At 58.3% G+C, this 17,965-nt stretch carries 15 protein-coding genes and 1 tRNA gene; 7 read left to right on the top strand and 9 right to left on the bottom strand.

Features of this window, described 5'->3' with window-relative positions; translation table 11 throughout:
- Nucleotides 1-131: 131 nt before the first annotated feature.
- The 5 genes from L1A08_RS10720 to L1A08_RS10700 all read right to left on the bottom strand — a co-directional run bounded on the left by L1A08_RS10720 (nt 132) and on the right by L1A08_RS10700 (nt 7,121).
- On the bottom strand, nt 132-1,940 hold the full coding sequence (locus L1A08_RS10720) for an ArnT family glycosyltransferase (protein WP_238756389.1): 1,809 nt from the start codon (nt 1,938-1,940) through the stop codon (nt 132-134).
- Between the two features lie 117 nt (nt 1,941-2,057).
- Entirely contained in the window at nt 2,058-3,581 is a 1,524-nt protein-coding gene (lspA, locus tag L1A08_RS10715; protein WP_238756388.1) for a signal peptidase II, read from the bottom strand.
- Entirely contained in the window at nt 3,581-4,507 is a 927-nt protein-coding gene (locus L1A08_RS10710; protein ID WP_238756387.1) for a vWA domain-containing protein, read from the bottom strand. The genes lspA and L1A08_RS10710 overlap by 1 nt, the downstream gene beginning before the upstream one ends.
- A 641-nt stretch (nt 4,508-5,148) precedes the next feature.
- Complete coding sequence (locus L1A08_RS10705; protein ID WP_238756386.1) at nt 5,149-5,703, bottom strand: peptidylprolyl isomerase; 555 nt, start codon at nt 5,701-5,703, stop codon at nt 5,149-5,151.
- Nucleotides 5,704-5,936: 233 nt separating this feature from the next.
- On the bottom strand, nt 5,937-7,121 hold the full coding sequence (locus L1A08_RS10700) for a GNAT family N-acetyltransferase (protein WP_238756385.1): 1,185 nt from the start codon (nt 7,119-7,121) through the stop codon (nt 5,937-5,939).
- 273 nt (nt 7,122-7,394) lie between these two features.
- On the opposite strand from L1A08_RS10700, the gene L1A08_RS10695 reads away from it, so the two are divergent.
- The 4 genes from L1A08_RS10695 (at nt 7,395) to mraY (ending at nt 12,161) form a co-directional block, all read left to right on the top strand.
- Nucleotides 7,395-8,228: a formylmethanofuran dehydrogenase subunit C gene (locus L1A08_RS10695; protein WP_238756384.1), complete on the top strand. Its 834-nt coding sequence runs from the start codon at nt 7,395-7,397 to the stop codon at nt 8,226-8,228.
- Nucleotides 8,229-8,254: 26 nt separating this feature from the next.
- Complete coding sequence (locus L1A08_RS10690; RefSeq protein ID WP_238756383.1) at nt 8,255-9,952, top strand: fatty acid CoA ligase family protein; 1,698 nt, start codon at nt 8,255-8,257, stop codon at nt 9,950-9,952.
- Nucleotides 9,949-10,959, top strand: coding sequence for an NAD-dependent epimerase/dehydratase family protein (locus L1A08_RS10685; protein ID WP_238756382.1), 1,011 nt, complete (start codon nt 9,949-9,951; stop codon nt 10,957-10,959). The genes L1A08_RS10690 and L1A08_RS10685 overlap by 4 nt, the downstream gene beginning before the upstream one ends.
- A 98-nt stretch (nt 10,960-11,057) precedes the next feature.
- Nucleotides 11,058-12,161, top strand: coding sequence for a phospho-N-acetylmuramoyl-pentapeptide-transferase (mraY, locus tag L1A08_RS10680; RefSeq protein ID WP_238756381.1), 1,104 nt, complete (start codon nt 11,058-11,060; stop codon nt 12,159-12,161).
- Nucleotides 12,162-12,234: 73 nt separating this feature from the next.
- On the opposite strand, the gene L1A08_RS10675 is transcribed toward mraY, so the two are convergent.
- The 3 genes from L1A08_RS10675 to L1A08_RS10665 all read right to left on the bottom strand — a co-directional run bounded on the left by L1A08_RS10675 (nt 12,235) and on the right by L1A08_RS10665 (nt 15,155).
- Nucleotides 12,235-12,696 (bottom strand): hypothetical protein, encoded by a 462-nt coding sequence (locus L1A08_RS10675; RefSeq protein ID WP_238756380.1) that lies wholly within the window; start codon nt 12,694-12,696, stop codon nt 12,235-12,237.
- Between the two features lie 44 nt (nt 12,697-12,740).
- Complete coding sequence (locus tag L1A08_RS10670; protein ID WP_238756379.1) at nt 12,741-14,603, bottom strand: polyprenyl synthetase family protein; 1,863 nt, start codon at nt 14,601-14,603, stop codon at nt 12,741-12,743.
- A 357-nt stretch (nt 14,604-14,960) separates the two neighbouring features.
- Nucleotides 14,961-15,155: a hypothetical protein gene (locus L1A08_RS10665; protein ID WP_238756378.1), complete on the bottom strand. Its 195-nt coding sequence runs from the start codon at nt 15,153-15,155 to the stop codon at nt 14,961-14,963.
- Between L1A08_RS10665 and L1A08_RS10660 the strand changes: the two genes are divergently transcribed.
- Both L1A08_RS10660 and L1A08_RS10655 read left to right on the top strand, forming a co-directional pair.
- Nucleotides 15,141-15,683, top strand: a complete 543-nt coding sequence (locus L1A08_RS10660; protein WP_238756377.1) for a response regulator transcription factor — start codon at nt 15,141-15,143, stop codon at nt 15,681-15,683. The two genes, L1A08_RS10665 and L1A08_RS10660, sit on opposite strands and share 15 nt — an antisense overlap.
- 26 nt (nt 15,684-15,709) lie before the next feature.
- Nucleotides 15,710-17,071 (top strand): c-type cytochrome, encoded by a 1,362-nt coding sequence (locus tag L1A08_RS10655; protein WP_238756376.1) that lies wholly within the window; start codon nt 15,710-15,712, stop codon nt 17,069-17,071.
- Nucleotides 17,072-17,093: 22 nt separating this feature from the next.
- Here L1A08_RS10655 and L1A08_RS10650 read toward each other — a convergent pair whose 3' ends face one another.
- Nucleotides 17,094-17,522, bottom strand: coding sequence for a hypothetical protein (locus tag L1A08_RS10650; protein WP_238756375.1), 429 nt, complete (start codon nt 17,520-17,522; stop codon nt 17,094-17,096).
- A gap of 163 nt (nt 17,523-17,685) precedes the next feature.
- Between L1A08_RS10650 and L1A08_RS10645 the strand changes: the two genes are divergently transcribed.
- Nucleotides 17,686-17,759, top strand: a tRNA-Arg gene (locus L1A08_RS10645).
- Nucleotides 17,760-17,965: the final 206 nt, after the last annotated feature.

Genomic DNA, 17,965 nt, shown 5'->3' with positions numbered 1-17,965 from the left:
TGGAGCGAACCACAAGGACATCGGCAGAATGGCTCCGCCGGTCGGCAGACAGTCCGCAACCGCGACGCTTTGGCACACTGAACAGGTGGCAAACCGACTGGAGAGTCGCCGACTTTCCCGCAGAATTGGCGTTAGCGAATCACGGACTCAAGCGAGCGAACCGGCGCAGCGGCCGTGCGGAATCGATCCCCGTTCTTAGCCAGAAGCAGCACCGAACCTGGCCGCAGAAAACGATCCGCTTCATCGAGCACAACCGTCGACTTGGGCAGAACGTCGTGCAGTTCGGCCAGATCCGCTTTCTGAATGCAGAGAACGCCCTCGGGATTCGTCTCCCAGAACGACTGGATCTCCTCGACGGAATGATACCGAAGCACAGGTCGCTGAGCATAGAAGGGAAGATTGGGTGCAAAATATCGGTACGTCGCCATTGGCACGGCTCGGTCTGTCTTTTCGTTTACGGCCAGTCCCAGCAAACTGCTGTCCTGTGCCTGACTGATCCATGGGGCTGCGCCTGAAAAGGCTGCGAGTACGAGTCCCACCGCACAGATGCCAAGTCCGTTGAGCACGGGTGTGCGGTCATCACTCGGGTCGTGACGAATCATCCAGAGGCCAGCCAGAATTGGCAGCACGCCGACAAGTCCCACGGCCCAGTATCCCGGCAACAGCAGCCAGGCCACAATCGGGAACGCGACAATCAGCACGGCTCCGGCGATCATCAGCGAACGTGCACCCCATACGTAAGCCCACTCCGGCAATTCGATCTCCCCTTCCTGCCAGCGAACCAACATCCAGGCAGTCAGCAGAGCCAGTGGCGGATAAGCGGGGAGAACGTAGTTTGGCAGTTTGGTCTGAGCGATTGAGAAGAACACGACATAAACGCCGGCCCAGCAGAGCAGAAACAGCAGCCCCTGATGATCCTGCGGCCACTTCCAGCGTTTCATAACGGCCAGATACAGCGTGATCGGCAAAAAGACCGACCAGGGAAAAAACCCAGCCATGATTGCGACGACATAGTAGAAGATCGGTCCGCTGTGTCCCTCCATCGCTGAAGAAAAGCGACCAACGTTGTGGCCTCCCAGAAAGCCCTCCAGCCAGGCCCCGTCGGTCACGATGCCGACAGTGATGTACCATGGCAGAGCGACCAGCGCGAGAACGGCGACCAGCGTTAAGGGCCGCATCGCCCACAGAGCCGGGAAGAATCGCGATGGAGCGAAGAATGAAACCAGATAATGCAGGAGTTCATCAGCCAAATCGAACGGCTTCCGCCAGTCCAGCCCCACCGGCAGATAGGGGGCACCTGCGCGACACATTAGATACAGACCAATTACGGCGCAGGGGAGCAAAAATCCGACAGGTCCTTTGGTGAGAACCGCCAGCCCCATCACCGCATAAAGGGCCAGAAAGCCCCAATACCGCTGTGGCATGAACGCACGAGGCCCCTGCGTTTCATCGGGAGTCGCCCAACCCTTTTCTGTCCGAACCTGCGAGCGGACAAACAGGAAGATCGACAGCGTGATGAACGAGATGAGCGTGGCATCGGGCGTCGAAATCCGGCTGCTCGTCACAAACATCAATCCGGACGCCAGGATCAGTCCGCCCCAGAGTCCCACGGCATGACCAAACATCATCCGACCGATGTGATACACCAGCAGCACGGTGCCGGTCGCCATGATTGCCGACGGCAAACGAGCCGAGAATTCGCTGACGTCAAACACCTCAAATGAGGTCAACATCAGCCAGTAGAGCATGATCGGCTTGTCCGTCCGCAGCTCGTAATTGTAAGTCGGAACGATCCAGTCGCCCCGTTCATGCATTTCGCGACCGCATTCCGCGTTCTTCGGTTCGTCTTCATCGAAGAGTCGGGCTCCGCCCAGATTGAAGAAGAACACGCAGCCGCACGTCAGCAGCAGAATCAGCTGGTGGCGAAAAACGTTCGTCATGGCACATCCATTTGCCGGTGAGCGATCTCGTAAGACCGCCATATTCAGTGGTTTTCATCAAGAAGTTGTGGTGTGACAGATATTAGTCCACAGCCGATGGTCGCATCCAGACCAGATTTACTCGACAACGACCGGGAATCGGGAAGCGGCTTCCTGCCGCAACTGCTCGGCTCGTTCCAGTTGCCCCAGCGATTCCAACAGATCAGCGGTGCGGAGTGTGGCCGTCCGGGTTAGTGGGACGTTTCGCGCATCAATCATCGTCAACCACAGATATCGGGCAGACGCCAGTTCCTTCTGCACAATTCGCTCATAGCCTCGGCCGAGCACGAACATCGGACCGCTGCGGTACGACTCCGACAGATCGATAAGTTGCCGCTCCCAGCGTTCCAGATCGCCATCGACCAGATCCCGTTCCAGAAGCTCCCGCCGCCAGAGCTGACAACGGGCCAGACTGCGAATCTCAGGGACTGGACTGTATAGCAGCTCCCGGATCATCTTTTCAGCCTTCGATCCCTGATCTGGCGACACGAGCAGCCAGCTGCAGGCGATCAGGCGATCATACGAATTCCGCAGCCAGAGCGACGTGGTCAGTCGATCAATCGATTCCTCGGCCGCCAGGGTTTCCAGAGCCCAGGATCGCTCCGAGGCTGTGAGCTGCTCATCGTGCCAGTGCAGGGGAATCAGATCGAGACTTCGGGATTCCGTATCGCGTTTCAGCAAATTGTCGTATCTCAAACGGGCCTGAAGCCATTCGCCTCGATTCACGGCGACTTCAATCTGACTGGCCAGGATTTCCCGCTGCATCCACATTCGCGGCTCCGCAGCCAGCGCATCGCCCAGCAGACGATCGGCCTCGGCAAAGCTTCCGTCTCGGAGAGCTTCCAGGGCTTTCTGATGGGGCTCTTTCCGATCGGCGAGATAAGCGACGACATCCTCGGTGGGAATTTCCTTGATCGTGTCGGGCGACTTCACACGGAAGGACATTTGTCGCTGGTTGAAGTCGAGAATCTGCCCATTCAGGGCGATCCGTCCTCCCAGCGAGCCCGACCGATAGACGACGGTGTCAGCCTGGGCATGTGCGCCACCCCCAATCGACAGGACGAGCAGCAGAGCGGAAAGCTTCACCGGAATCACGTTCTTCTTATTGTCCGTGTGTTGCTCGGAAGCGGGAGTCTCTCGAGCCGTGCCGGACCACCAGCAGATCGCGAGCTGCACAACGCCCCAGGTAATCAACACATCGGCAATGTTGAAGATCCCTGTGCGAACCGGACCGACCCCGAGGTTCATAAAGTCGATCACAATCCCCTGACGAAACAATCGGTCGATCATATTCCCCAGCCCTCCGGCGAGTACGATGGCCAGCCCCCAGCGTTCGCCGGTTTTGAGGTTCTTCTTCCGTAACAGGACAGTCACAATCCCGCCCAGCAATATGGCGTTGACGATTACGGTCAGCGTAAATCGGACCATGAGCGGAGCATTTGCCCCGAGCCCGAGAAATGTGCCCATGTTCTCGGCGTAGACAAGACGAAATGTATCTGCAAAGAATGATTCCGCAGGACGGCCGATCAGGGTTTTCTGTGCCCAGATTTTGGAAAGCTGGTCGACCAGCAGACTGGCGATGACAAACAGAGTCACTCTCATCAGCGGCCGAACTCGTTGGTATCTCGATAGCGGTATGTGCCGCCATTCTGTGCGGCCAGTTTCTGCAGGAAGTTGGGCAGCTTCAGATCGGTCGGCTGGATGCCAAATTCGATGCAATGGATCGCCGCCCGCCCGTTGTTCTTCCGACGAACCTCATCGAGTTCTTTCGCCGACATCGCGGGCTCAGCCGCGTCGGTCAGGAAGAAAATCACTTCCGGGGAATACGAGAGCGCCTTCGTCAGGGCAGGGAAGTGGGCGGTCCCGCCGCTGTTATCCATTTCACTGATGAAGCTCTGTGCTCGCGACATATTCGCAGCGGTCGCCCAATGAACCTCGGGCTGGCCGCGATTATCGCGGAATTCGAACATGCCGTCGTTGTAGAAGATGATCTGAAACTTATGGCTGCCATCCAGCCGCTGCAGACTGGCCATCAGTTCCGACTTGGCCTGCCGGAAGGAGTTATTCCTGCTCATGCTGCCTGAGCAGTCAATCACGTACAGCAGCACTCGGCCCTGGGTGGCGATATCGAAGAACTTTGTCGTACTCGGAATCCCTGCCGTCGCTTCTGGAGCGGGGGCTGGAATCGCGTCTGCAATCGCCTGGGAAGTCTCGGTCCTTGGCATCGCGCTCTGCGATGGCCCTGGACCGATCAAAGTTTGCGGACTTAGATCGGGGAGTTCCGTCAGCGGTGCATCCGCCATCGACTCAGGAAGATCCGGTAACGCGGGAAGATCGGGAGCAGTCACTTCGGTTTCGGGTGTCGGCTCGTCCTGAGGAGTCTCCGGCTGCGGCGTTTCGTAACGAATCCCGACTTCCCGGTAAACTTCAGCAGAACCGAAGTCGCCCTTCTTTCCACAGCTGTTGAGGTTCGTAATGATCAGCCACGCCAGCAGAGCATGCACGCACAACGATCCCACAAACGCCACCGGCGACGTCCAGAATCGATCGTGATGAAGCTGATGGGAATACATGCGAATAAGAAGAGCGGAAGATCACCACAATCCCCTCGCCCGCCTGAGGGAAAGGGTGGGGGTGAGGGGGAAACTCGCGTTCCTGTCCCAGGGCGATCCAGAGATCACCCGAACAACAACCTCACCGTCTGAGGGAAGTCTATTCCTGTCCCATAACCGAGGTCAACGTGACTCCGGAAACGGGGTTACAACGAGCGCATAAAAAAAGCCTCGTACACCGAAGTGTTAACGAGGCGAATAACCGTAACCTCCCGATTTGCGACGGTGGAGTCGCTGCGAGAAGGGTGCGAATCGAGTAGTGTCCAGCACTCACTCGTAATTGATTCGGACCCTCGCTAAAGGGTTGGCACCTCCGACGGAATCTGGGGAGCGATACGGGAATTCTTCAAAGTGAAGCTGAGGATATTGATCGGCAATTGTCCTCGGCGAGATCGGAAAATCTCAGAATTTTGCGTTCGCTGCAAGAGGAAATTCCGGCTGCAGCGGACGATTTCCATCGGTCACGCTCACCAAGTCGAAATGCTGCTTCAGGTTAAGAAAAAACGGGAGAATATCTCGAAGACGTTCTCCCGTTGCAGTGTTGCACTCAAGTCGGCTTAGCGTTCGACGATCGAAGCCTTCTTGATGTAGTCGAGCTTCGGGAAGTACTCGTTGAGGTACCGGTTACCGAGCTGTTCGATGTAATCCTGACGCGGCTTTTCGCCGTACTCAGCGTTGATCTTGTCGACATTCTCCATGCCGGACACGACACGTCCGAATGGCGAGAAGCCCTGTCCATCCAGGAACGTGTTTTCGCCCAGATTGATGAACAGCTGAGTGGTGCGGGTGTTCGGACCGGCGGTTGCGTAGGTCAGAGTGCCGCGAACGTTCTTCTGCGTGACGGGATCGTCCTTCAGGACTTCCTGATCCCACTTGGCCTGAGTTTCCGGATCGCCATTAATTCCGAACTGGACGATGAATTCCGGCACGACGCGGAAAAAGCGGACGTCGTTGTAAAAACCTTCCTTCACACCTTTGTAAAAATGGTCAGCTCCAATAGGTGCCCAGGCACGATTGACCTCGATGACAACATCACCAACGGAGGTTTCGAGCTTCACGAAAAACTGTTCGGGAGCCTGGGGATCGGCAGCCTGGCCGACGGCGGGAGCCACGCAAAATGCTGCTGCACAAGCAAAAACCGCAAAAGCTCTCATAGCGAAAGATTTAATCATACCTGATAACTCCTGACCTGACTTTTCCTTATTCGGGTTCCTCTGCGAGCGGATCGTCTACGGTGGATCCACCCTCGCAGCAGGAAGGATAGCAATCCCGATACCAGCCGTCAGGTGAATCTCGCGAAATTCACGAGATTGCACCAAGTCCGCGAACTGCAGCGAAATGGAGATCAGCGGTAGATTCGCAGCCCAGGCCCCGCCGAAACCGGGGCCTTCTCAGATGCGGGAGGTGCACTTTTCAGCTTCGGTCGAGAAGCGACCGTCGCCCTGCGTTGCGGCGTGAACTTCAACCGCGGTGCGCGGACCGCGTGATAGTTCACCAGCAGCGCCGCTCGCACATGCGAAAGAGGGCAGGTCGTATAGCGGTAGCTTCGCAGCTGATGATTCGACCACAATTTCGCGGCCTGCTCGACATCGCGATCGACCATGCGAATCTCGACGGCGCTGTCTCCCAGCCCGCACGACGCCTTCAGCAGATGCTGCATCAAAACCGAGAGCAGCGAGTGCCGGGGGATGCCCGCAATGTCTTCCGCAAACAGGCTGACCACTTCGAGTCCGTCCCGATGCATCAGGCTGACTGCCCCCGCGACCGGCTGGCCATCGAGCGTCAGGACTCCAACATCCAGACAGTCCCGCTCAGCAGCCTGCAGCGACGTCGAATGCAGGACGTCTCGGGAATCCTCATCGGCCAGCTTCAGACAGCGCTGCAGAAGACGTTCGGTGTTTTCCTGCGAGGTGGGATCGTCAGCATCGGATCGGGCGTGCTCGAATCGCAGCAATCCCCGATCTCGACAATCGGCGTCGGCTGCATCAACCGCCTCCCGAACCTCGGAGCGTTTGCGGCCAAGGAATTCCTCCCAGGTTCCCTCGAACTCGATCCCTGCGACCTGGTTCCAGGCCCGTTCAACAGGTTTCCAGCCGATGTTCCGCATCGAAGTCGCGGTCCGTGCCAGGTCGACTCGATCGCGGTCGATGTACGGAAGATCGAGCAGGTCCCAGCCCTGCCTGTTGCCGGAAAGATACCGCAGACAGGCCGCGAGCGTGGCAGCCGAATTGGGACCGATCGGTCCGTACCAGTTGCCGAGATTATCCAGCGGGTACGTCAACACTCGAACCGGCCCGAGTCGTGTCGCAGATTGCTTAACGACCAGCGGGAGAATGCCGATGACCTTGTTACCCAGAACAGCGAAAAGCACTTTCAGTTCACGATCGTCGGAACGGGCCTGCCAGTAGGCTTCGAGCCAGTCGAGCGTCATCTGAAAACGCTGCTGGCGTCCTCTCATCCATAATTCCTGCCACACCAGACGATACGGCTGCAGTTCGGCGATGGAGTTGATTTCGAAGACTTGAAACATCTGCACCTCGGAAAGGTAGGAACTTCGGTTCGATCTTGTCACAATCCGAAGCAGGTTTCACGCCGACAATCCGCGAAAGAGTTCGCACCCGGAAAAACCTCGCCGGTAGAGTCGTAACTCTTTTCCCAGACTACGTTTCCACCCCGGTCAACGCAGACCTCCAGAAGTTGTCGAGCCATCAGCGATGTGGTATTCCGGCAACATCAGCGAAGCCGTGTCGAGGTTTGTCCCCATCGGCTGTTCAGAACTCGTTGTCATTCGTAAACACGATCCATGCCCCGATCATTCCAGCTATCCCGGCGAGCCGATTTCTCTCACGCCTGTGAGTTGCCCGCAGAGCTGAGCTCGATGCTGGTCGAAGGTCAGCTCGACGACATCCGCGCCTGCGGAATTCGCAGTGGCAGAAAGACGTTGTCGCTCGATCAGATTTTTGAGATCTCCTCGGGATCTGACGAAGCCGAGTCCGTTCAAGTCACCTTCCATGGCGACCTGAGTAACATTCATGGACTCGGCCGCAACTGGCAACGTGGGGAATTGCATCTGGCTGGTTCAGCGGGCGACTGCGTCGGCGAAGCGATGACTGGTGGGGCGATCCGGGTAACAGGCAACGTCGCCGACGCATTGGGACGCGGCATGAGCGGCGGACGGATTCTCGTGGAAGGAAACGCCGGGGATTATCTCGGAGCGGAATTGCCCGGAGAGACTCGCGGCATGACCGGTGGCGAGATTTGTGTTCAAGGGAACGCTGGGCGCTACTGCGGCTCCCGCATGCGACGAGGCACGGTCGTCATCGGTGGCGGAGCAGGGGAGCATCTCGCCGATTTGATGCTGGCTGGCACCATTGTCTGTTGCGGCGACGTCACAGGACCGGTCGGTATCGGCATGAAGCGGGGCACCCTTCTGCTGCTCAAGGAACCGGTGGCTGAAACGCTGGTCGCCTTCGACCAGGCCGTAACCTACCAGCCGGTCTTCACACGTGTGCTTTTCCGGCATCTGCGTGCGATTGGTTTTCTTCCGAATCCTGCTGAGATTGATCCCGCTTCGTTCGTCCGCTATCTGGGCGATGCGACAGCCGGTCAGCGGGCAGAGATCCTCGTCGCTTCCTGATCCTTCCAGCTTTCGACACACACCCGATGACCGACCGACTCTGCAACATTGCCGATCGCCTCCGCACAGCCGCCGGGAAGTGGCCGCATCAGCGCTGCGTCGTCTTTCCCGAGAGTCGTGACCGTCGCGGCCGCGTCGCTTACACGCATCTCACGTTCGCTCAGCTCGACCAGGAAACATCCGATCTGGCAGCCGGACTGCAGCAGCTCGGCGTCTCGCAGGAGCATAAACTGGTGCTCATGGTCCGGCCCGGGATCGAGTTTATCGCGTTGACCTTCGCCGTCTTCAAAACGGGAGCGACTGTTGTTCTGATCGATCCGGGTATGGGCCGGAAGCGAATTTTCGACTGCCTCGATGAGATCGAACCGGACGGCTTCATCGCGCTGCCGATCATTCACGCGATCCGCAGACTTCGCCGGGGGCGCTATCCCAGGGCTCGCTTTAATGTCTCGGTGGGCACAAAACGGGAATGGGGCGGCATCCCGTATCTGGAGTTGCTGGAGCAAGGGCGAAATCGATTCCGGCCCGTCGAAACCAAAGCGACTGACCGGGCAGCCATTATCTTCACCAGTGGCAGCACCGGCCCGCCGAAAGGGGTCGTCTACGAGCATGGCATGTTCGATGCCCAGGTTGATCTCCTGCAGCAGCAGTATCGGATTCAGCCGGGCGAAATCGATCTGCCGGGGTTTCCTCTGTTTGCACTGTTCAATCTTGCGATGGGTGTCACGACGGTCATTCCGGATATGGATCCGACTCGCCCGGCCGATGTGAACCCGCTGCGGATCATCGAAGCGATCGAGAATCAGGGCATCACGCAGACCTACGGCTCGCCCGCTCTCTGGAATCGGGTCGGTCGATACTGCGTGGAGAAGAACATTCAGCTGCCCAGTCTAAAGAGGATGCTCTCCGCCGGCGCGCCGGTTCCTGTGCACGTTCTCCAGAAGATGACGCAGTCGTGTGCGGAATCCGACGCGGAGATGTTCACGCCGTACGGAGCGACCGAAGCGCTGCCGGTCTGTTCGATCTCGGCCAGTCAGGTGCTCAACGAAACGGCCGCTCTCACCGCACAGGGGCGCGGCACCTGCGTGGGGACTCCGTTCCCTCACGTCGACGTCGCCGTGATTGAGCCGCAACCCGGACCGATCGCCAACTTTGCTGATGCCGTCGGCTGTGCCCCCGGCACGATCGGTGAGATCGTCGTCTCCAGTCCCTCCGCGACTCGTGAATACTACGAACGTCCGGAGGCAACCGCGCAGGCCAAGATCCCGGATGGGGATCGCTTCTGGCATCGCATGGGCGACATGGGCTACTTCGATGATGAAGGCCGCCTCTGGTTCTGCGGACGCAAGGCACATATCGTCACCCCCGCAACCGGCCCGATGTACCCGGTCTGCTGCGAACCGATTTTCAATCAACACGACCGAATCTACCGCACAGCTCTCGTTGGTATCGGACCGGCTGGCCAGCAGGAACCGGTGCTGATCGCCGAACCGGAAGCGGGTCAGTTTCCGAACAACGCAACCAGCCGACAGCGTCTCCTGCAGGAACTCCGCGAACTCGGCCGAGCGAATCCATTGACTGAGTCGATTACGAAGTTTCTGTTCCATCGCTCGCTCCCCGTGGACCGAAGACACAACGTGAAGATCCATCGGGAAGAACTCGCTGTCTGGGCGACTTCACAGAAACTGCTCAGTGCCGGCGAGCCCAGAGGAGTGGACCGATGAGCGTACTCGTGACGGGAGGCGGCGGATTCCTCGGGCGGTATCTGGTCGAACAGCTGATCGAACGGGGCGAGACAGTTCGCGTGCTCGCGCGGGGCGAGTATCCCGAGTTGACTCAGCTCGGAGTCGATCTGCACCGGGGCGATGTCCGCGATGCCGAGGCGGTTAGCAAAGCCAGTGAAGGCTGTTCGACGGTCTATCATGTCGCCGCGATCCCCGGCGTCTGGGGACCGTGGGAAAGGTATTACTCGATCAACACGCAGGGGACTCGAAACGTCATTCACGCCTGCCAGAACCACGGCGTCTCAAAGCTGATTTATACCAGTTCCCCCAGCGTGATCTTCGACGGGCAGCCGCATCTCGATGCCGATGAATCGTTGCCGTATCCCGAATACTATCTCTGCCATTACCCACATTCGAAGGCTCTCGCCGAACGGGAAGTTCTTCTGGCAAACGGTGAAGCCGGCGTGGCAACCTGTTCGCTGCGGCCGCATCTGGTGTGGGGACCGCGTGATCAGCATCTCGTCCCGCGACTCCTGCAGCGGGCCCAATCGGGCCGGCTCCGCCGGGTGGGCGATGGCTCAAACATGATCTCGATGACTTTCGTGGAGAACGCAGCCGCCGCTCACTGGCAGGCGGCCGAAAGGCTCTCTCTCGACTCGCCAGTCGCCGGGCAGGCGTACTTCATCAACGATCCAGAACCGGTCAATCTCTGGAGCTGGGTGAACGAAACACTCAAACTGGCTGGAATCGAGCCGATTACAAAGGGAATTTCCGCAAGTGCCGCCTATCGGCTCGGAGCGACTCTGGAAACGGTCTATCGACTGCTCCGCAAGAAATCCGAGCCGCCGATGACGCGATTCGTCGCTCTGCAACTGAGCCAGTCGCACACGTATTCGATCGAAAAGGCCAAACGGGACTTCGGCTTCACACCGCCGGTCGATGCCGAAACCGCGATGGCGAAGCTGATCGAGGATCTGCCGCGGATGAAGCAGCAACGTCCCCACTAATACCGCGTGAAAGTAGAGCTTGGCGACCGGGTCGCCGTTTCGCTATTCTTCGACGGGGGCATCGCAGTACGTGATGCACATCGGCTCAGGGAAGAGATATGGTCGTCTGGTTATTGCAGCACGTGCTGCCATTTTTTCAGCAGGTGGAAAGTCACACCACCGGAACGTCGCGCATCTACACGACCTTCCGCATCGCGCTGGCTGCTCTCACGTCATTCCTGCTCGCCGTGCTGCTGGGCCCCGTTGCCATCCGCTGGCTCAAGAGCCGCTTCCGTGAACGGGTTTCGAGTGCTTCCAGCGAACTCGATCGGCTGCACGCCGGGAAGAACGAAACCCCGACGATGGGCGGGCTGTTCGTGGTCGCCGCGACGCTGTTCTCGGTGGCCATCTGGGGCAATCTGACCAATCATTACGTGCAGCTCAGCATCTTTGTGATTCTCAGCTTCGCGATGCTGGGAGCCTTCGACGACTGGACAAAACTCAGCACAAAGAAGCACGGGCTCTCGGCTCGCACAAAGTTCGTCTTTCAATGGATTCTGGCTCTCATGGCCGGGGCGACGCTGTATCATCATCAGTCTCAACTGCCGCTTGGCACGCCGATCATTTCGCCGATCGGACAGTGGATGATCCCAATCGGAATCGGATTTATCGTCTGGACGGCTCTGGTTCTCGTCAGCACATCGAACAGCGTGAACCTGACCGACGGTCTCGACGGTCTGGCCGGTGGCTGTACGATTTTCGCCGGCGCAGCGATGATTGCCTTCTGCTATCTGGCCGGACATAAGGTTCTGGCGGAATACCTGGCGATCCCCTACATGCCCCGAGCAGGGGAGATGGCGGTGGTCGTCGGAGCTCTGGTCGGGGCGATGCTCGGCTTTCTCTGGTACAACTCCTACCCGGCTGCGGTCTTCATGGGGGATACCGGCTCCTTGCCGACAGGAGCACTGCTCGGCCTTTCAGCCGTCGTGGCCCGACAGGAGATCCTCTTCATCCTCGTGGCCGGCGTCTTCGTGCTGGAAACGCTCTCGGTCATGATTCAAATCTCGACCTACCGGCTGAGCGGGCGACGAATCCTCCGTTGCAGTCCCTTGCACAATCACTTCGTGCTTACGGGGCATCATGAGGTGAAAGTCGTGCTGCGGTTCTGGATCTGTGCCGCACTCGCTGCCGTAGCCGCGCTGGCCAGCCTGAAGATTCTGTAGATGTCCGTCGTGCCAGCTCCAACTCGAAACGAGGACGACGTAACTCGCTGACGCCTCACTATAGAACGAGTACTTACGGCTTCCCATTGGTGCGGGAGCTTCCGTCCAGCCACGCCTGCTTATGCTCCTGGTGCTTCGCGAGTTCTTCTTCGAGCATCCGCCGCTTCAGTTCGGTCTCGGCTCGCTTGAGATTGAGGTCGGATCGCAGGAAGCGATTCGACATCATGTCCCCGATCGCCAGCAACCCGATGGCGGTGACGAGGACCAGAAGAGTGAGCAGCAGGAACGTGAAGAGCACCACGTTGCGGAGCGGATCCATCGCGTAATAAAGCGCTGGAATCAATAGCCCGGTGGCGATCAACAAACTCGACGTAAGCAGACGCCGCCGATGCTGGGCAACCAGAAACTCTCGCTGCCTGACGTCGAAATCAGGATCCTGGCCGAACGACGAGATCGCCCGGCGGTGACGGATGACGTAAACAGCACCGAACAGAACGATGAAAGCTCCGAGAGCGAGCGTCGCGTACCATTCCACAGCTAAACGGCCTTCCCGTTGTTCACAACGCCCGCAAGGTCATCTCAGGATTCGCTCGAAACCGACAGATCGACCAGCATCCTCTGCTGTTCGAGCGGCGTCGGCTCATCTTCCGGAGCCAGGACAGTATCGACGAGGAAGTAGAGGAATCGGCGCAGCGACTCCGGCTCGACATCATCGGCGAGAGCTTCGGCGCGTTCTCGAGATTTCTCAACAAGAGCTTCGGCCTGCGTAAAAACGTCGGTCTGTTCGAAGACCTGCTTAAGGAGCTCCATCCGCCGCAGCGGAGAATCGTCGTTCCCTCGCATGATCGATTCCAGAGTCGCACGCTGTTCGGCATTGGCGCCACGAATCGCCAGAGCAAGGAGCAGCGTTGGCCGGAGAGCCATCGCATCCTGCCCCGTGATAACCTTGTTTCGCACGTCACCACGCCAGTCCTTGAGATCGTTCAAGATCTGGAATCCGACCCCGACGTGTCGGCAGAACGCCGAAACCATGGCATCGTAATCCTGCGCGTTCCCCGCCAGACGGAGCCCGGAATACAGGGCCGCCTCAAAAGCGGGCGAGGTCTTCAGAGCATAGATCTGCATTGCATCGAGCGGACTGAGATCGAGCGACGGCTCGGCCGTCCAACTCATCTCCGCACCCTGACCTTCGCAAAGCTTGATGTGGGCAAAGGACATTTTCTGCACAAGATCCGGCACGGCGGTTGGATCATCGGGAACCGCACACTGAGCCAACAGACGGTATCCGTCCCCGATCAGGTAGTCACCAAAGTTGATCGCCTGACCGATGCCGTGGCGCAGATGCAGAGTTTCTTCGCCGTAGCGATACTGGTCGTCGTCCTGAATATCATCGTGGACCAGGGACGCCTTGTGAAACGCTTCAATAGCGATGGCCGCCTTCTTCACGGCTGCGGGAATCTCGAGTGGCTCGCTCGAACCGGTATCGGCCAGAGTGAGATCTCCGCCTCTGGCCGCATCCCAGGCAGCCAGAGTGATGAACGGACGGAATCGCTTGCCCCCATTGGCCAGCCAGTCCCGCGAGACCTTCTCGGTCTTCGCGAGGAAACTGTCTTCCTGCCCGGGATCTCCTGTACGAGTCGGAGGAACGAGCTGATCGAAATTTGGCTGATCAAAGAGCAGCTTCGCCTGACGCATCAGCGGGACATAACTGGCCGTCCGCTGCTCGGGCAGGGGCTCGTACCGATCGAGAACATCCCAGACCCAGCTCTCATCCAGCGACGTGTTCTTGCAGTCACCAGAGTGGAGCGGGATCGCGTAAGAGGGAACGCCAGCCAGCAGGATCTTGTCGATGGCTTTTTCGAGCACGTTAAGGCAGGCGACGCCAACGATGCCGTCGACATATCCCTCGACAATGATCTTCAGCACAATCGGCGAACCTTCAGCGACGAGCACTTTGTACCCGAGCTGTTCGGCTTTCACCTTGTAATCTGCGATCGAGCAGGCTCCACAGGTTTCGCAGTCGAGTCCGAACTCGTCGTAATCGGCCGGGCATCCTTCGGCGTGCTTCAGGCAGTGGGGCAGCAGAAGCATTCGTCGCTCGAACGGAATTGCGAGCAGCTGTTGCTTCCAGAAGAAGTTGCCGAGGAGCACCATGGCAAAGCCGAGGTACTTTTCGGGCCATTCGTGCCGCTCCAGGAAATCTCGCCCCAGCTTCTCCAGCTCGTCTTTGCTGAACGGGCGATCTTTGGCCACATTCCGCACGAAATCTTCGGCGGCGGCTTTGATTTCTTCCCGCAGTTCGAGGGTTTCCGGCACAATCTTGAGGTGACTGGTGCTCTTCCGTCTTCGTTTTCTCGGACGTCCACCAGCACGTTCGGCCGGAGAATCCTGCGACTCTGACGGCTGCTTTCCCAGATCGATGTTCTGAGGAATAGTGCTCAACTGAAACTCCTCCGGGTCCAAATTCCCACGTTCGAGGAACACGGGAGTCATTCATAATTGCAGTTTTTCCGGACTCAGCAGCTGATGAAACCATCGTTTCTGCCGAGCGGCCCGTCAAACATTCGGAAGTGTCAGTCCTGCGCTGGACCGCGGGGACGATCCTCCCTCTCGGGTGGCTTCGTCGGCCCTGCTCACTTCTCGCGATTTTTCTCGCCCCATCATATCGCCGAGGTCGGGCAAAAACGACCGATTCCCCAATGTTCTGTGAATCCATGATCAATTTCGACCACTCAACCGTATTCACTGCAGGGTGACAGTCTGCAACGCCATGACTATCATGAATTCACACCCTTGATATCACACAATCTTTTCCAGTCGGGGAGATGGTTCCCGGGCGGCTGCGACAATAATGTCATGGACCGTAACGGCTGCGGCAAGTCGCCCGTCGGCACGTGGCACGCCGTTATCAACTCGGCGGATGCTCTCCCGCCCGGAAAGGATGACTGAGAAGACAGCCTTGAAACCGGAGAACCAGCAGTGAATGAAGGACATGGGGAACTGTTTCTCATCGTCGATGACGACGAGATGCTGAGATCGCGGATTTCCCGCGCCATCCAGACGCGTGGATATCGAGCCGTCGGAGCGTCCGATTATGATGAGGCAATCCTCTCCCTGAACCGGGAGACTCCCAGCTACGCCCTCATCGATTTGAACATGCCGGGGCGTTCTGGCCTCGAACTGCTGGAAACGATGGCGAGGCTGTCTCCGGAAACGAAATGCGTGATGCTCACCGGTTACGGCAGCATTACGACGGCTGTTGAAGCAATGCGGGCAGGGGCATGGAATTACGTCACCAAGCCAGCTGATGTCGATCAGATCCTTTCGGCATTTCACACCGTGCCCGATCGCCGTAACCGGTCGGTGGAGATTCAATACAAGCCGCAGACGCTGGCCGAAACAGAGTGGGAACACATCCAGCGGGTTCTGGCCGATTGCGGAGAAAACATTTCCGAAGCGGCTCGACAGTTGGGGATTCCTCGTCGGACGCTTCAGCGGAAACTCAAAAAACGGGCCCCTTAAAGACACCGGTCCCGGAGACGGAAGCGATGAAGACATCAGGCATACTGCTGGTTCTGTTCGGACTCTTCGCGTCCACGATCCATGCCGGGGAACCACCGGCTGGTTTAACGGCCGCTGAACGCGGGTACTGGTTCATCCTCAATAAGCCCTATCTCATTCCCGATTGCGACGAACAGACGTTCTCCGATCTCTGGAAGAGCTGGCCGGAAGAACATCGCGAACGTGCCGCTCCACTCGAGCCTGCCGCCCGCCGTTCGATGATCTTCGACTACTATGGTCTCACGCCTCGCCCCGATGATGATTCCGGAAAGCCGCTTCAATACGCGGTGACGGCGGATGGCAACTTCTTCATGAACTGCTTTGCCTGTCACGGCGGGTCGGTCGCCGGTCAGACGATTCCCGGCCTGCCGAACTCGTCCTATGCACTACAGACACTCACCGACGATATCCGGACGACCAAACTCCGACGCTCCGTGCCGCTCTCCCCGCGGGATTTGAGCGCGATGTTCTTTCCGATGGGGGGAACTGTCGGCACGACGAACGCCGTGATGTTCGGTGTCGCGCTTGAACATTACCGCGACCTCGACATGAATGTCGCCGCTTTTCGCGCCCCGCCGCAACTCGTGCATCACGACATGGATGCTCCACCCTGGTGGCATTTCAGCAAGCGGAGTCACCTGTATGTCGATGGCTTCGTCGAAAAGGACCATCGCGCCCTCATGCCGTTCGTCCTCATCCGCGAGAACGGCCGACCCCAGCTCGACGAGTGGGAGAATGATTTCAAGGATATCTTCGCTTACCTGGAATCGATCGAGCCGCCACGGTATCCGTACGAAATCAATCAGGAACTGGCCGGGCAGGGGAGACTTGTCTTCGAGAAAAACTGCAGCGACTGCCATGGAACGTATGGAGCCAGAGAGACCTACCCGCAAAAGATTGTGCCACTGGCAGAAATCGGTACCGATCCGGTCCGCTATCACGCGCTGACGCCTGCTCATCGGGAAGATTACGGCAAGAGCTGGCTGTCTCACTATGGAGAACGGGAGATTCTCCGCGAGCCGGGCGGTTACGTCGCTCCGCCGCTGGATGGGATCTGGGCGACAGCTCCTTACTTCCACAATGGCAGCGTGCCGACGCTGGCCGGGGTGCTGAATCTTGAAGAGCGTCCATCAATCTGGAAGCGGGCCTCGTCCGACTACAATAAAGCCGCTATTGGACTGGATTTCACGGCACACAGCCAGATTCCGGTGACCGCGAAACATCCGGCGGAACGACGCCGGTACTTCGATACTGCTCTAACAGGCAAGAGCAACGCCGGGCACGATTATCCGGATGCTCTTTCAACAAAAGAGAAACGGGCCGTGCTTGAGTATCTGAAGACGCTTTAGTCACCTGCGGAGACATCAACGCTTACCGGCTCTCTTCCGCTGGCTCGGTCTCCTGAAGGGCGAAATCTCCGACGTATCCGTTGGTACCCGTATATCGGCCGAGCAGCTGCGGCCCTTTGAGAGCGCCTTTCCACTGATAGATATGGCCACTGACGGTCGCTTCTCCCGCCAGATCAACCTGACTCCGTCCCGGTTTCGCCTGAAATTCGACATCGTAGGAGAACGGGTCGCCCATAAAGAGCCCGGAGAAGGTCGCATTCACCCGGCCGTTCTCTCCCGGACGCGCCACACACTTCAGCGGGCCGGAAGAATTGTATTTCTGGTTTCTCCACGTACCTTCAAAAGTCTTCTGCTCCGGCTGCTTATCGTCATCCTCAGCGAACCCGGCCGCCGGGATGCTGAAGAGGACCAGAGTCAGAGACCAGACCGCGAGAGCCGACCATGCGTTCATTTTCGTACTCCTCGAATGGACCCGTACCGCGATTTCCATAACGCGGATTTTCGGAACATTCTACCAGACCCGATCGACCACGACTGTGGCGATCCCATCCTGCGGAATCAGAGTATAACCAGACTGGCAATCCGTTCTCGAGAAGCCTACAATTCCCGCTCAGGCACCCATAGCTCAATTGGATAGAGCATCGGTCTTCGGAACCGAAGGTTGTAGGTTCGAATCCTACTGGGTGTAAATAAACGGCCGTTCTCCCTTCGGTGGACGGCCGTTTTTCTTTTTTGCGCCCGGGTCGGAATAATCGGACAAGTCCGCCGATCTTTTGGTTTCTGCGCGAACCCCCGTTGCGAATTGCTCGTCGCAAACATAGACTTCACAAAGATAGTTGCCATGTGAAGTAATAAACTGCTACCCACCCCCTGTTCCCGCCTCACCGACACATG

Source organism: Rubinisphaera margarita (assembly GCF_022267515.1).
GTDB classification, from domain to species: domain Bacteria; phylum Planctomycetota; class Planctomycetia; order Planctomycetales; family Planctomycetaceae; genus Rubinisphaera; species Rubinisphaera margarita.
Note: the sequence above shows the minus strand (reverse complement) of the source record. Positions and strands in the feature narration are given on the sequence as shown.